This is a genomic window from Massilia genomosp. 1, from assembly GCF_011682185.1.
Taxonomy (GTDB): domain Bacteria; phylum Pseudomonadota; class Gammaproteobacteria; order Burkholderiales; family Burkholderiaceae_D; genus Telluria_A; species Telluria_A rubra.
In genome coordinates this window covers 136061-149173 of record NZ_WHJF01000003.1, presented here as the reverse complement: position 1 = coordinate 149173, position 13113 = coordinate 136061, and the positions used below count along the sequence as shown (strand labels likewise).

Below are 13113 nucleotides of genomic sequence, written 5' to 3'. Positions count from 1 at the left end.
CCGTCGTCCCCGCGCAGGCGGGGATCCATAGCACCTGTGATCAACGGTGCTATGGATCCCCGCCTTCGCGGGGACGACGGCTCTTAGTTTGTACCCGAGGTTAAGCTATCGATGTCGATTAGCGAAAACTCACCCACCGCGCAGGAATCTCGATATTTCCCGACCTTGCGGCAGCCGCATACGCGTGCATCTCCGCGACCACCGCTTCGAGTTGTTCCATGTTCGGGTTTTCCAAAAAACCCTTCACCCGTTCATTCAGTGACGCTTGCTGGTCATGCCATTCGTAGCGAGCAGACTTGCTCATACATCCTCCTTGAAAGGAGTGAACTGTGTCAGATAAAACGCAGCACTGCGGTGCGATGACGCACATTCTGCCGGGCACGCGGCCCGTTTACGGCGCCCGCAGCACGCTGCGGTAAAACAGGTCGAGCCGCTGTTCCAGCGCCGTCACCACATCTTCCCGCGCCTGCGCAACCGGCTGGAACAAGAAGCGTCCGAAGTACTCCCCCTGCACGCAATTGAGCAAAAACGTGGGAATCAATTCCAGCGCCAGGTCCTCGCGCAACTGCGCCCGCACGTCGGCACGCGCGAAATACCGCAGCAGCATCTCGCGCGTCTGGCGCGGCCCGGCTTCGTAGAACGAGGTCGATAATTCCGGGTTCGACGCTGCTTCGGCAATGACCATGCGCTGCATGCTCAAGGCCTCGGGCGCGCTGATCATGTCGAAGAACTGCAGGCTGAATTCGGAAATGACCTGCTTGAGCGGGCGCATATCGCTTTCCACCGCGCTGGCCGTGAAGAAGCGGCTGCGGTTGGCCAGCAGCACCGCCTGGAACAAGCCCGCCTTGCCGCCAAACTTGACGTAGATCGTACGCACCGCCACGTGGGCTTCACGGGCGATGGTTTCCAGGCTGACCTTGCTGTAGCCGTGCTTGAGCATCAGTTCGCCAGCGGTCTGGATCAGGTTGTTGTGGCGCGCTTCGAGCTCGCAGGCGCGCGGCCGGCCCGCCGACTTGGTAGCTGGGGCGGCCGGTACTGGTGGGGCAGAGGAGGCTGTCGTCATGCCAATACTCTAATTCAATCTAAAATGAAATGCAACCGTTTCATTTCTTGACTTGGTGAAATGCTTAGGGAATAATGCCCCTACCCCATTTCATTATCGGAGCAGTACCATGTCGCAAGCACAAGCCAAGGCCGAGCCAAAAGAACTCGCCGCCGTTCCAACCGTCGCCGCCCCCGTCGCGACGCCGCCCAACTGGCGCGTGCGCGGCGTATTGGCCCTGATCGCCGTGGTGGCGATCGGCACCGGTGGCCGCATGTGGTACCGCAGCTCGCATTTCGTCGAGACCGAGAATGCTTTCGTGTCCGGCCACGTGCATCCGGTATCGGCCCGCATTTCCGGCGTGGTGACCCGTGTGCTGGTGGAAGATAACCAGAACGTCAAGGCCGGCGACGTGATCGCCGAACTCGATCCGGCCGACCAGCGCGTCAAGGTCGAACAGATCCAGGCGCAGATCGCCAGCGCGCAGCAGCAGGTGCTGCAGGCCGACGCCCAGGTCGAACAGGTGCGCGCGCAGGCCGCCGCCGCCTCGGCCCAGGTGGTGCAATCGGAAGCGCTGCTGCTGCGCGCCAAGCAGGACGCCGAGCGTTTCGGCCAGTTGTATACCTCGCAGATGAAGGCCGTTTCGAAAGCCGAACTCGATGCCGCCAACGCCGGCCGCGCCGGCGCCGTGGCCGACGTGTCGGCACGCCGTGGCACCGTGGTCGCGGCCCAGGCCCAGATCACCGCCGCCGGCGCCGCGCGCGATGTCGTCAAGGCCCAGATCAAGGTCCTGCAAACCCAGTTGAAAGACGCCCAGCAGCAGTTGGCCTATAACCGCATCGTCGCTCCCGTGGATGGCCGCCTTGGCCGCCGCAGCGTGGAAGTGGGCGCGCGCGTCCAGCCGGGCCAGCAGCTTGCCGCCATCGTGCAGGAAGATGTCTGGATCACCGCCAATTTCAAGGAAACCCAGTTGGCCGACCTGCATCCCGGCCAGGCCGTGCATGTGGTGATCGACGCCATGCCGAAGCATCCGCTGGTCGGGCGCATCGACAGCTTCTCGCCGGCCTCGGGCAACCAGTTCGCCTTGCTGCCGGCCGATAACGCCACCGGTAACTTCACCAAGATCGTCCAGCGTGTGCCGGTCAAGATCGTCTTGCGCGCCGAAGACGTCAAGGCCCTGCAAGGGCGCCTGGTGCCGGGCATGTCGGCACTGGCCGAAATCGACATCAGCCAGGCCGCTCCCGCCACCAAGACCGCGGCCGCCCCGGTTGCCGCCCCCGCAGCCCACTAAGCACATTTCATGAGCAGCCCGACCAACACCATGACCGCCGGCAGAATGGCGGCAGCGCCGCCGATCGCCGAGAAGGTCGACCTGCGCACCTGGATCGCCGTCGCCGCCGGCATGCTGGGCGCTTTCATGGCGATCCTGGATATCCAGATCACCAACTCCTCGCTCAAAGACATTTTGGGCACCCTGTCGGCCACGCAGGAAGAAGGCTCGTGGATTTCCACCGCCTACCTGTGCGCCGAAATCGTGGTCATCCCGATGACGGCGCTGCTGGCGCGCGTGTTCGGCATGCGCATGTACATGATGGGCACCACCGCGCTGTTCCTGGTGTTTTCGACCATGTGCGGCTCGGCCTGGAACCTGGAAAGCATGATCGTGTTCCGCGCGCTGCAGGGGTTCACCGGCGGCGCCTTGATTCCCATGGCGATGACCCTGGTGATGGCCAAGCTGCCGGCCTCGCGCCGTTCGGTCGGCATGGCCATTTTCGGCTTGACCGCGACCCTGGCCCCGGCCATGGGTCCGACCCTGGGCGGCTACCTGTCCGAAATCTACGGCTGGCCGTCGATCTTCTACATTAACTGGGTGCCGGGCCTGTTGCTGATCGGCGGCATCTGGTGGGGCCTGGACCGTGGCCCGAGCAATGTGCGCCTGCTGCTCAAGGCCGACTGGCTCGGCATCTTCCTGATGGCCATGGGCCTCGGCTGCCTGACCATCTTCCTGGAAGAAGGCAATTCGAAGGAGTGGTTCGAATCGAACTTCATCATCGCCTTTGCCAGCCTGTCGCTCATTGGCCTGGTGGGCTGGGTCGTTACCAGCCTGACCCGCCCCGATCCTTTCGTGAACCTGCGCCTGTACGGGCAGCGCAACTTCATCGTCGCCACGATTTTGTCGGCGGTGATCGGCATGGGCCTGTACGGATCGTCCTTCCTGCTGCCGCTGTACCTGGGCCAGATCGCCGGCTACACGCCGATGCAGATCGGTGAAGTCATCATGTGGGCCGGCCTGCCGCAATTGTTCATCATGCCGTTCGCCGCCGCGCTCTCGTCCAAGGTCGACAACCGCATCCTGTGCTCGATCGGCCTGACCCTGTTCGGAATTTCGTGCCTGATGAATTCGCACATGGATGCGAGCACCGGGTACGACCAGCTGTTCTGGTCTCAGGTCGTGCGCGCCCTGGGCCAGCCTTTCATCATGCTGACCTTGTCGAGCTTCGCGATGCATAAAATCGCGCCGGCCGACACCTCGTCCGCATCGAGCCTGTTCAACATGACGCGTAACCTGGGCGGCTCGATCGGCATCGCCATGCTGGCCACCAGCCTGACCAACCGCGAGCACTTTCACTCGGCGATCATCGGCCAGTCGGTCACCGCCATGTCGGCCCCGGTCCAGGAACGCCTGGACCAGCTGACCGCCGCCTTTGTGTCCAACGGCATCGACCCGGCCACCGCCGCCAACCAGGCGCTGGCCGTGATCGGCGGCGTGGTGCGGCGCGAAGCCTATGTCATGGCCTACAACGATGGCTTTGTCATCATGGCCATATTCCTGTTCGCTTGCGTCGGCGCGCTGCTGTTCGCCGACAACGTCAAAGCCCCGTCCGGTCCCGGCGCGGGCGCTCATTAAAAGTAGGGAGAATCATCTTGAAGCCACTGATCCTGTGCGCGCTGCTGGCGCTGTCCGGCTGCGCCACCATCGGCGCCGATTTCGTCGAACCTGTCGCCCTCGCCAACCCCGCCTGGCGCCACGCCGGCGCCGACAAGCAGGCTGGCGCGCGCCTGCCGGCAAGCTGGTGGAGCGTGTTCGGCGACGCCACCCTGAACGACCTTGAGCAGCGCGCCGTGCGCGACAACCTTGGGGTCAAGGCGAGCGCGCAACGCCTGTTGCAGGCGCAGGCCCAGATGGGCAACCTGCGCGCGGCGCTCTCGCCGAGCGTGAACGTCAGCACCTCGGTTGCCAATTCCCGCAGTTCGGCCGAGACCTCGCAGGGCCTGGCCCTGGGGCACCGTTCGATCGAAGGGAATAACTATTTTGTCGGCGGCTCGCTCTCGTATGAGCTGGACCTGTGGGGCAGGGTCAAGCGCGTGGTCGAGGCGGCCGACGCCCAGGCGCTGGCGGCGCAGGACGACCGTGACGGCGTGATCTTGCTGCTGTCGGCGCAGGTGGCCAGCACCTACTGGCAGCTGCGCGGCATGGATGCCGAACTGGCGATCCTGAAAAACGCGCTGGCCACCCGCAGCGAATCGCAGCAACTGGTCGAAGCGCGCTTTGGCGCCGGCCTGACCAACGAACTCGATGTCTCGCGCGCCCGCATCGAGCGTGGCAACGCCGAGGCGGACTTGCACGAAGTGCAGCGCCAGCGCAACCTGCTCGAACACAGCCTGGCCACCCTGGTTGGCGTGTCGCCGTCGTCGCCGCTGATCGCCGCCATGGACAAGACGGAGCTGCCGGCGCCACCAGGCATTCCGGTCGGCCTGCCGGCCACCCTGCTGGCGCAGCGCCCCGACCTGGCCTCGAGCGTGGCCGGCCTGCGCGCGGCAAATGCGCAGGTGGCGGTATCGGAAGGCGCGTTTTATCCGTCGCTGACCCTGACCGGCAATTTTGGATTCGCTTCCGAGAGCCTGCGCAACCTGGCCGACAGCGGTGCGCGCCAGTTCTCGGTCGGGCCGCTGGCCTTGTCGCTGCCGATTTTCGATGGCGGCCGCAACAAAGCCAACCTGGCCATGTCGCAGGCGCGTTACGCCGAAGCGCGCGCCAATCACGAAAGCAAGCTGTTGACGGCCCTGCGCGAAGTGGAAGATGCCTTGTCGGACGTGCAGCAGCGCCAGCGCCAGGGCGAAGTGCAGGCCCAGTCGCAGCAGGCCGCGGCGCGCGCCTACCTGGTGGCGCAGGCACGCTACGAGCGTGGCCTGTCGACCTATCTGGACGTGACCGACGCCCAGCGCAGTTCCCTGACGGCCGACCGCGCCGCCGCCCAGATCCGCACCCAGCGCCTGCTGGCCAGCGTGGCCGTGGCGCGTTCGCTCGGTGGCGGCTGGACCCAGCCAGCGGCCGAGGCGACCATCGCCCAGGCGGCGCGCTAAGCGCTTCCCGCTGTCGTGCGCAATGCGTACTACAGCGGGCCGAAGTGCTCCAGCAGAAAATCGATAAACGTTGTCAGTTTCGGCGTGGCCTGGCGGTCGCGCGGATACAGCACGTGCATGGCGCGCGGCGGTGGAATGTGCGCTTCCATCAGCGACACCAGCCGCCCCGCCGCCACTTCGTCGGCCAGCATGACCTGCGCCTGCATCACGATGCCGAAGCCGGCCAGCGCCGCCTGTTTCAGCGCCTGGCCATTGTTCGAGCGAAAGCGGCTGACCCGCGCCGGCACGCTGCCGTCGTCGTCGCCCAGGCGCCAGCGCACCAGTTTTTTCCAATGCATGAAGTCCAGGCATTCGTGCCGCGCCAGGTCGGCCGGCACGCGCGGCGTGCCATGCCGCGCAAGGTACGCCGGCGACGCGCAGATCAGCATGCGGTAGGGACGCAGGCGGCGCGCGATCATGCCCGAGTCGTCGAGTTCACTGATGCGGATGGCCGCGTCGTAGCCGTCGTCGACGACGTCGACCAGGCGGTCGTTCAGTTCCAGGTCGAGGCTCACTTCGGGATAGCGGGCGAGGTAGGCGGGCAGCAGCGGCGAGAGCGACTCGCTGCCGAACGTCACCGGGGCGCTGATGCGCAAGCGTCCGCGCGGCGCCAGGCGCATCGCTTCCGCGCCCGATTCGGCGGCCCTTACCTGTTCCAGGATGCTGCGGCACTGCTCCACGAACTGTTCGCCGATTTCGGTCAGGCTTTGGCGCCGCGTGGTGCGCGCCAGCAGACGCGCGCCCAGGAGCTCTTCCAGAAAGCGCACGTGCTTGCCGACCATGACCGCCGACATGTCGAAACGGGTGGCGGCCGCCGTGAAGCTGCCCTCGTCCACCACCGCCGTGAAAATCTCCATGCTGCGCAGCTTGTCCATCGATTCCGAAGTCTTAGTATGTAATATCCGCCATGTTAGCCCATTTATCTTCATTACTAACGGCGAGATACTGTCACTCCGCATTCTTCCTTTTGGAGTCACTATGAAAATCATCGTTATCGGTGCCAGCGGCACCATCGGCAAGGCAGTTTCTTCCCATCTGGCCGTGCGTCACGAGATCGTGAGCGTCGGCGCCAACAGCGGCGACGTGCGCGCCGATATCCGTGATATCGCCCAGGTGCGCGCCCTGTTCGGGCAAGTCGGCAAGGTCGATGCCGTGGTGGTGGCGGCGGGCGCGGTGCATTTCGGGCCGCTGGCCGAACTGGGGCCAGAGCAGTTCCAGGTCGGTATCGCCAGCAAGTTGATGGGGCAGGTGAATGTGGCGCAGGTGGCGGCCGGGTACTTGAACGATGGCGGATCGATCACCCTGATCAGCGGCATCGTGGGCGAGCAGCCGATCCGCTTTGGCGCGTCGGCCAGCATGATCAACAGCGCGGTGGAAGGGTTTGTGCGCGGCGCGGCGATCGAACTGCCGCGCGGACTGCGCATCAATGCCATCAGCCCGACGGTGCTGGAAGAATCGCTCGATACGTATGGGCCGTATTTTTATGGATTCGAGGCGGCGCCGGCCAGCCGCGTGGCGCTGGCGTACAGCCGCAGCGTGGAAGGTGCGCAGACGGGGCAGGTGTACCGGGTGTGGTAGGCCGGCATGCTTGTTGCCAGTGAGGACCCGGCGGATAATGAGGCATTCCGCCATCCGCCCGAGACCCCGATGTTCCCCAGTTATTATGCGTGCAGCAGCTGCAACGAAAAGTTTGAGTTTGCCTTTCGCGAGGCGTGGTATTACGTGGGGACGGAACCGGCGGGAAACCAGGTGGCCTATGACGATCTGTTGTCGGTCAATATACGCCCGGCGTGGTGCAAGGATTGCGATTGCCTTTGCTTGGTGGAGGATATTGCTCCTGTGCGGGTTTTTGAAGACGCCTACGGCGCCGCGCGGGGTGGCCGGAAAGTGGATTATCCGGGCGATACCGAATACATGGATGCGGCAGGCGCGCTCAAGGAAATCGAAGACCAGTTGCGCTGGCGCATGGGACGGCGCCAAGCGCCCCGGGCGCTTTGTTGTGGAGGGGCGCGATATCAGTTGATGAATGTCGCGCAGCCTCTCCTCAAACATGCGCAGTGCGATTTTGGCGTGGTCGAACCGAAGTCCTGTTTGGTGGGAGCGTATTGCGGACCTGGTCCCGGAGAGCGCAGCCCGGCCAACCTGCGTGTCTATGACGCCGAAGGTGACTTGATTGGCCTGCTTACCTGGAACAAGCGCGAACAGCGCATGTGGGCTATCGAAGCGCTGCAATATCCGCTCCCTGTCGCTGACGACTAATTCTCATGGGGATGGGCTTGCTCCGCTCTCGCTCGGACAGCGCCACGGCGAGCGGTGATCCGGTCAGATTCGGCAGGCGTCAATGAGGGCCTTCGAATTGCAGGGAGGGGCGCTGCAGTGCTTGTCCCCATCGTCAGCATTGCGGACGCGCCGAAGGGGGAACAGCTGGAGAGAAAATGCTTGCTCTCCAGCTCTGGATTACCTGCGATAAACGCGAACGTAGTCAACCTGCATCTGGTTCGGGAAGGCGGTCGATCCATCCGGGCTGCCAGGCCAGTTGCCGCCGACCGCCAGGTTAAACAGGAGGAAGAACGGCGCATGGAACTCCGACGTGCCGTTGATGCCGCCGGCGATATTGACTTCGTGGAATTTGTTCCCGTCCACATACCAGCGGATCATCGAGGTATCCCACTCCACGGCATACACGTGGTACTGCGAGAAGTCCAGGTTGCCCGATGGGCCGCCGTAATTGGCATACGCGTTGTTCTGATCCGACCAGTGGATGGTGCCGTGGGTGACCGCTTCGGAATTGATGTGCTCCATGATGTCGATTTCACCACTTGCCGGCCAGCGCGCACTGTTGATGGAGTTACCCAGCATCCAGAAGGCCGGCCAGGTACCCTTGCCGGTCGGGATTTTCATGCGCGCTTCGATCCGGCCATACTGCCAGCTGGCCTTGTCCTGCGTGGTAATGCGGCCCGAGGTGTACTGCTTGCCCATGTAGGCTTCCTTGCGCGCCTGGATCACCAGTTCGCCGCCGGTGACACGGATGTTCTCCGGACGCGCGGTGTAGTACTGCAACTCGTTGTTGCCGCCACCATCCCCGTTGACTTCGATGTTCCACTTCGAGGTGTCCAGTGAGGTGCCGTTGAACTCGTCCGCCCAGGCCAGCGTCCAGCCGTCAGGTGGTGGCGTGGTGCCGCAGCTCGCGCCGGCGATGCTGATCCAGTTCAGGTTAAAGCCCGCGCTGCTGATGAAGGTGCCGAGGTTGTACGTGCCGGCATTGACCTTGATGGTGCGCTGCACGGTGGTCCAGTTCTGCCAGCCGCCCGTTGCGGGAACCGAGGTGCTGCCCAGCGGGATCGTGCCTCCGTTGAGGTCGGTCGAAATCACGCCGCCGGCGGCAGGGGCCGCAACGCGGTACGCAATGGTATAGGCGCCGCTGGTCGGGAACGTGATGTTGTTGTGGGCCAGCCATTCGCCGTTGGCGGTCCAGCCGACGTTGTAACCGCCGCCTGCGTCGGACGTGGTTTCGATATCGACGCTGTCGGTGCGGTGCTGGTTGCCGGAATTACCGGCTGTGGTGTCGAAGGCGTCCGAATAGTCTTCGGCCTGGAGAGTGCAGAGGGCGGCCATCTTGGAACTGGAACCGGCTTGTGTCGCTGTCTGCACCGGGGCAACGGGGGCTTGTCCGCCGTCGACCCGCTCGCGCGCCGCGTTATCGCCACAACCGGCGATGGCGCCGGCGCTCAATGCTGATGCCAGCAAGACGTTGATCGTCTTTGTTTTCATGTTGAAAGTCTCCGAATTGATAGTTGGTTTACGTGCGGGCTGCAAGCACTTCCAGCCGATGCTAGCGGCAATGACGACCTTGATGGAAACGCTTCCATCTGAATTGAGTATCTTGCACATTTGAGGTATTGTCAAAACCTGCACAAAGCTAATGTCACTTTCGGAGCGGTTCTGTCGTGTTTACGCCAAGGTTTCGCCGTCTCGGGCAGCGGTACACACCCAAATCGCACGTCACAGCAAGCGCGAGGCTGACAAGCAGGAGATGACCGTCACGTCGCCGGCGCCGCCATCCCCGGCATGGCATGACCACGCACGGCGCGCATCAGGTACAAGCCATACAGGCACATGGGCAGCACGGCGAACAGCGCGGCATACGGCAGCACCGAGTCCTCGCCGCCCGAGGTGGCCGACAGCATCGACGACATCAGCGAGAAGTCCCACAGCCCATGCACCAATACCATCGGCCAGATCGAGCGGGTGCGCAGGCGGATGGCGCTGTAGGCCAGGCCCTGCAAAAAGGCGGACACCGACTGCACCAGCGCGGCGCCGGCGTCGCCGCTGGCGAAGCCGTTGGCCGCATGCACCGCGCCGAACACGACGGAGGACAGGAACACGGCCGGCCAGATCGCGAAGCGGTCCAGGAAGCCCTGCAACAGGACGGCGCGGAACATCAGTTCCTCCGACAGCGCCACCAGCGCCGTATTGCAGGCGACCAGCAGCAGCACGCCGCGCGCCGGCCAGCCGTCGGCCCAGGCCACCAGCAGCATCAGGAGGGCATACAGCAAAGGCAAGCACACCAGCCGCGCCGATCGCATTGGCGCAGGCGCAAACAGGCCTGCGGCGCGGCGGTCGCGCGAAGCCAGGGCGACGATGGCGGCAAAACCGGCCGCCAGCAGCCAGCCCACGCCGATGCCGCCGCCGGCCGCATCGGCCAGCGAGTGCTGGCCCCTCCCGGACTGGAGCCACTGTCCGCCCAGCGTCAGTAGCAGCCACACGGCCAATGCCGCCAACGCCAGCGGCGCGCTCAGGTGCAATCGGTGCAATCGTTTCATTCGTTTTTCCGCCGGCCAGTGAGATCCGAAAAAGTCGCCATGTATCGCTGGCGTACATTATCCCAGATGGCCTGGCCGGCCGAGATAGGCGCTTAATACAGATCGTTGCGCACCGCCTGCTCGTAGTGCGCATTCGCCTGGGCCACATCGGCCTCGCCGATCATCGCCATCGACGCCAGCATCTGGCCCACCGTCGGCAGGCCGGCGTGCTCCAGGCGCGACGCTTCCCGCCACAGGCGCGCGCGGTTGATCGCTTTACCGCAATGCATCAGCACCTCGTCGATCGCCAGCACGATGGCCGTTTTCGGCGCCTTGCCGCCCTCGGCCAGCCGCGCCAGCAGCGCCGCATCGGTGCTCACGCGCGCGCGTCCGTTGATGCGCATGAATACTTCCAGCCCCGGGAACAGGAACAGCATCGCGGCGCGCTCGTCCTCGGCCAGGTTGCGCATCGACTCGATGCGGTTGTTGCCCGGCCAGTCGGCAAAGGCGACCGTGTGCGCATCGAGCACCTGCACGAAGCCGGGTGGCCCGCCGCGCGGCGACACGTCGAGTCCTTGCGCGCGCCCGCTCGCAAACGAGAAGAAGGTCGCCGCTTTCAGATAGTCTTCGTGCATCGGCACCAGGCGCTCGAGCACCGCCTTCTGGATGCGCTCCGCCGGCGCCGCATACAGCGCGTCCAGGTCCGGCTGCGGGGCCGCCGCCGGTTCGCGCAGCAGGGCGCGCAGCGGCGCGTGCCTGACCTCGAGAACCTCGAACAGGCCGAGCGCGCGCAGCGCCGGCAGGTCCGCTTCGATATCGGCCAGCACGGCGGCGCGCGCATCGAGCGCGAGCGCCGGATCGGCAAAGGCGCGCGCATTGGCGAGAAAGGCCGCCACCGTGCCCTTGCGGATCGCCAGGCCGGCAAAGCTGGCTTCATTTGTATCGTCGGGAAGGATATCGTGTGCTCGCATGCTTGTCTCCAGAAGGATAAAAATGCAGGATAAGCAAAGCGGCCTGTCCGCTGTACACTATATCGGCCAACCTTTTGCTCGAATCCGCCATGTCCGACCTGACCCTCGATCCCGCCCTTATCAATACCTCGGAAGGACCCGTCGTGATCGTGGCCGCCGGCAGCGAGGAGCGCGAGCGCAGTTCCGCCGGTCACCGGCACGCGCGCGGCCAGTTGATGGGATCCATGCGCGGACTGTTGTCGGTCGGCGTGGAAGACGGCCAGTGGATCGTGCCGGCGATTCATGCGGTCTGGCTGCCGCCGCACCACTTTCATTCGGTACGCTCGCACGGGCCATTTTCGGGCTGGAGCGTGTATGTGGCGGAACCGGCATGCGCCGACCTGCCGCGGCGCCCTTGCACGCTGCGTACCTCAAGCCTGTTGCGCGAAGCGGTGCTGCGCGCCGCCACGTGGGCGCTCGATCCGCTCGACGCGCAGCGCGAGCGCGTGGCGCAGCTGATCCTCGACGAGATCCGGCAGGCGCCGCCGGCGCCGTTCGGACTGGCGCTGCCGCGCGACCCCCGTTTGCAGCGCGTGGCGCGTGCCTTGATCGACGATCCGGCCGACCAGCGCGACCTCGAACGCTGGGCCGAAGCGGCGGCCATGAGTACGCGCACGCTCACGCGCCGCTTCAGCGCCGAAACCGGGTTCGGCTTCGTCGCCTGGCGCCAGCGCGCGCGCTTGATGCGGGCGCTCGAAATGCTCGCCGCCGGCAAGCCGGTGACCACGGTGGCCATGGACCTGGGCTATGCCAGCGCGAGCGCCTTCATCAAGCTGTTCGCGCGCGAATTCGGCGCCACGCCGGCGGCTTACCGGCGCGCGCTGCCGGCGAGTTAAGGCCGTTCAGCGCTGGCTGCGGCGCCAGGCCTGCGGCCCCATCCCGACCAGCATCTGGAAGGCGCGCGAAAAATGCGACTGGTCGCAAAAGCCGTGCGCGTGCGCGATGTGCGTGAGCGGCTCGTCGCCGGCCAGCATGGCCTCGCAGGCGGCCGCCACGCGCCGGCACAGCACGTACACGCGGGCCGGCACGCCGACCGCATTCTTGAAGGCGCGCGAGAAATGGCTTACGCTCAGTCCCACGGTGGCGGCAAGATGGGTGGTGCGCAGGGTCGCGCACAGGTTGGCGTCGATATGCGCGGTCAGCTGGCGCACCTGCCAGGCGGCGAGGGCGCCTTTGCCTTCATCGGCAGCGGGTAAGGGCAGCGCCGCCGCGTGGTAACCGGGGCGCACCGGCGGCGCCTTTGAGAGGGGGGAAATCAGGGTCGCTTGCATGCTTCGCTCCAGGGTGGCCGACGATCTTGCGTCAGCGACGAATGATGCGTGAAGCGAGCATGGGCGAACAGGGCCGCCCGGGTGAGTGCGCACCCCCCCAAAAGTGTGGGTAGCTAGAAGTTAATGTATTTCGCCCAGGCCCACCCGATCCATCCGAGCACGCCGCCGATGGCAGCGCCGCCGGCGAGCCACGCGTGGCCGATCGTGGCCGGCGGCCACGCCTGCCAGACCAGAACGGCGGCGGCGGCGAATGCGCCGCACAACAAGGTGCGAACAAGCGGATAGTCGCCGGCAGCCATGGGCGATCTGCCGTCAAGCGCCGCGATCGATCCATAACAGGCGCCAAGCACGGCAAACAGGCATCCCGATTTCAGGACCGTATTCCAGCCCGGCCAGGAGAACGAAACAAGGCCCGGCAGCGCCATGGCGATCACAAAAGCGCCGGCAAACAAGACGATGGACAAAAAAACCGAACCCCATCGCGATCTGGTGAAGCGCCTGAAATTCATCGGGACCCCCTGTCAGCAAGTTGCGCTGTCCGCGCGGATTGGTTATCAGCCTGTTAATGATGCCTGTTTCATCAA

At 65.0% G+C, this 13113-nt stretch carries 14 protein-coding genes; 6 read left to right on the top strand and 8 right to left on the bottom strand.

Annotation, left to right across the window (positions count from 1 at the left end; translation table 11 throughout):
* Positions 1-118: 118 nt before the first annotated feature.
* Positions 119-304 carry a hypothetical protein gene (locus tag F1735_RS02180; protein ID WP_167235262.1) on the bottom strand — a complete coding sequence of 62 codons (186 nt, stop codon included), beginning with the start codon at positions 302-304 and terminating at the stop codon, positions 119-121.
* Between the two features lie 87 nt (positions 305-391).
* Positions 392-1063: a TetR/AcrR family transcriptional regulator gene (locus tag F1735_RS02175; RefSeq protein ID WP_167235387.1), complete on the bottom strand. Its 672-nt coding sequence runs from the start codon at positions 1061-1063 to the stop codon at positions 392-394.
* A gap of 109 nt (positions 1064-1172) precedes the next feature.
* Between F1735_RS02175 and F1735_RS02170 the strand changes: the two genes are divergently transcribed.
* From F1735_RS02170 to F1735_RS02160, 3 genes are read left to right on the top strand one after another with little or no spacing between them, the layout of a single operon-like run.
* A complete protein-coding gene (locus tag F1735_RS02170) occupies positions 1173-2333 on the top strand; it encodes an HlyD family secretion protein (RefSeq protein ID WP_167235386.1) in 1161 nt (386 codons plus the stop codon).
* A 9-nt stretch (positions 2334-2342) separates the two neighbouring features.
* Complete coding sequence (locus F1735_RS02165; protein ID WP_167235385.1) at positions 2343-3950, top strand: DHA2 family efflux MFS transporter permease subunit; 1608 nt, start codon at positions 2343-2345, stop codon at positions 3948-3950.
* A gap of 17 nt (positions 3951-3967) precedes the next feature.
* The gene (locus F1735_RS02160) at positions 3968-5407 is read left to right on the top strand and encodes an efflux transporter outer membrane subunit (RefSeq protein ID WP_187364128.1); all 1440 of its coding nucleotides are present in this window, start codon (positions 3968-3970) and stop codon (positions 5405-5407) included.
* Positions 5408-5436: 29 nt separating this feature from the next.
* Here F1735_RS02160 and F1735_RS02155 read toward each other — a convergent pair whose 3' ends face one another.
* The gene (locus tag F1735_RS02155; protein ID WP_167235384.1) at positions 5437-6321 is read right to left on the bottom strand and encodes a LysR family transcriptional regulator; all 885 of its coding nucleotides are present in this window, start codon (positions 6319-6321) and stop codon (positions 5437-5439) included.
* 103 nt (positions 6322-6424) lie between these two features.
* Here F1735_RS02155 and F1735_RS02150 point away from each other — a divergent pair, with 103 nt between their 5' ends.
* Both F1735_RS02150 and F1735_RS02145 read left to right on the top strand, forming a co-directional pair.
* Positions 6425-7024 carry a short chain dehydrogenase gene (locus tag F1735_RS02150; protein ID WP_167235383.1) on the top strand — a complete coding sequence of 200 codons (600 nt, stop codon included), beginning with the start codon at positions 6425-6427 and terminating at the stop codon, positions 7022-7024.
* Positions 7025-7030: 6 nt separating this feature from the next.
* Positions 7031-7705: a hypothetical protein gene (locus tag F1735_RS02145; RefSeq protein WP_167235382.1), complete on the top strand. Its 675-nt coding sequence runs from the start codon at positions 7031-7033 to the stop codon at positions 7703-7705.
* A 198-nt stretch (positions 7706-7903) separates the two neighbouring features.
* On the opposite strand, the gene F1735_RS02140 is transcribed toward F1735_RS02145, so the two are convergent.
* From F1735_RS02140 to F1735_RS02130, 3 genes are all read right to left on the bottom strand, one after another.
* A complete protein-coding gene (locus tag F1735_RS02140; RefSeq protein WP_222852928.1) occupies positions 7904-9217 on the bottom strand; it encodes a carbohydrate-binding protein in 1314 nt (437 codons plus the stop codon).
* Between the two features lie 269 nt (positions 9218-9486).
* On the bottom strand, positions 9487-10269 hold the full coding sequence (locus F1735_RS02135; protein ID WP_167235381.1) for a CPBP family intramembrane glutamic endopeptidase: 783 nt from the start codon (positions 10267-10269) through the stop codon (positions 9487-9489).
* A 92-nt stretch (positions 10270-10361) separates the two neighbouring features.
* Positions 10362-10982, bottom strand: a complete 621-nt coding sequence (locus F1735_RS02130; protein ID WP_373888454.1) for an MSMEG_1061 family FMN-dependent PPOX-type flavoprotein — start codon at positions 10980-10982, stop codon at positions 10362-10364.
* Between the two features lie 326 nt (positions 10983-11308).
* Here F1735_RS02130 and F1735_RS02125 point away from each other — a divergent pair, with 326 nt between their 5' ends.
* The gene (locus F1735_RS02125; RefSeq protein WP_167235379.1) at positions 11309-12094 is read left to right on the top strand and encodes an AraC family transcriptional regulator; all 786 of its coding nucleotides are present in this window, start codon (positions 11309-11311) and stop codon (positions 12092-12094) included.
* A gap of 6 nt (positions 12095-12100) precedes the next feature.
* Here the strand turns inward: F1735_RS02125 and F1735_RS02120 are convergent, their stop codons facing one another.
* Positions 12101-12529: a helix-turn-helix domain-containing protein gene (locus F1735_RS02120; RefSeq protein ID WP_167235378.1), complete on the bottom strand. Its 429-nt coding sequence runs from the start codon at positions 12527-12529 to the stop codon at positions 12101-12103.
* A gap of 113 nt (positions 12530-12642) precedes the next feature.
* Complete coding sequence (locus tag F1735_RS02115; protein WP_167235377.1) at positions 12643-13038, bottom strand: hypothetical protein; 396 nt, start codon at positions 13036-13038, stop codon at positions 12643-12645.
* Positions 13039-13113: the final 75 nt, after the last annotated feature.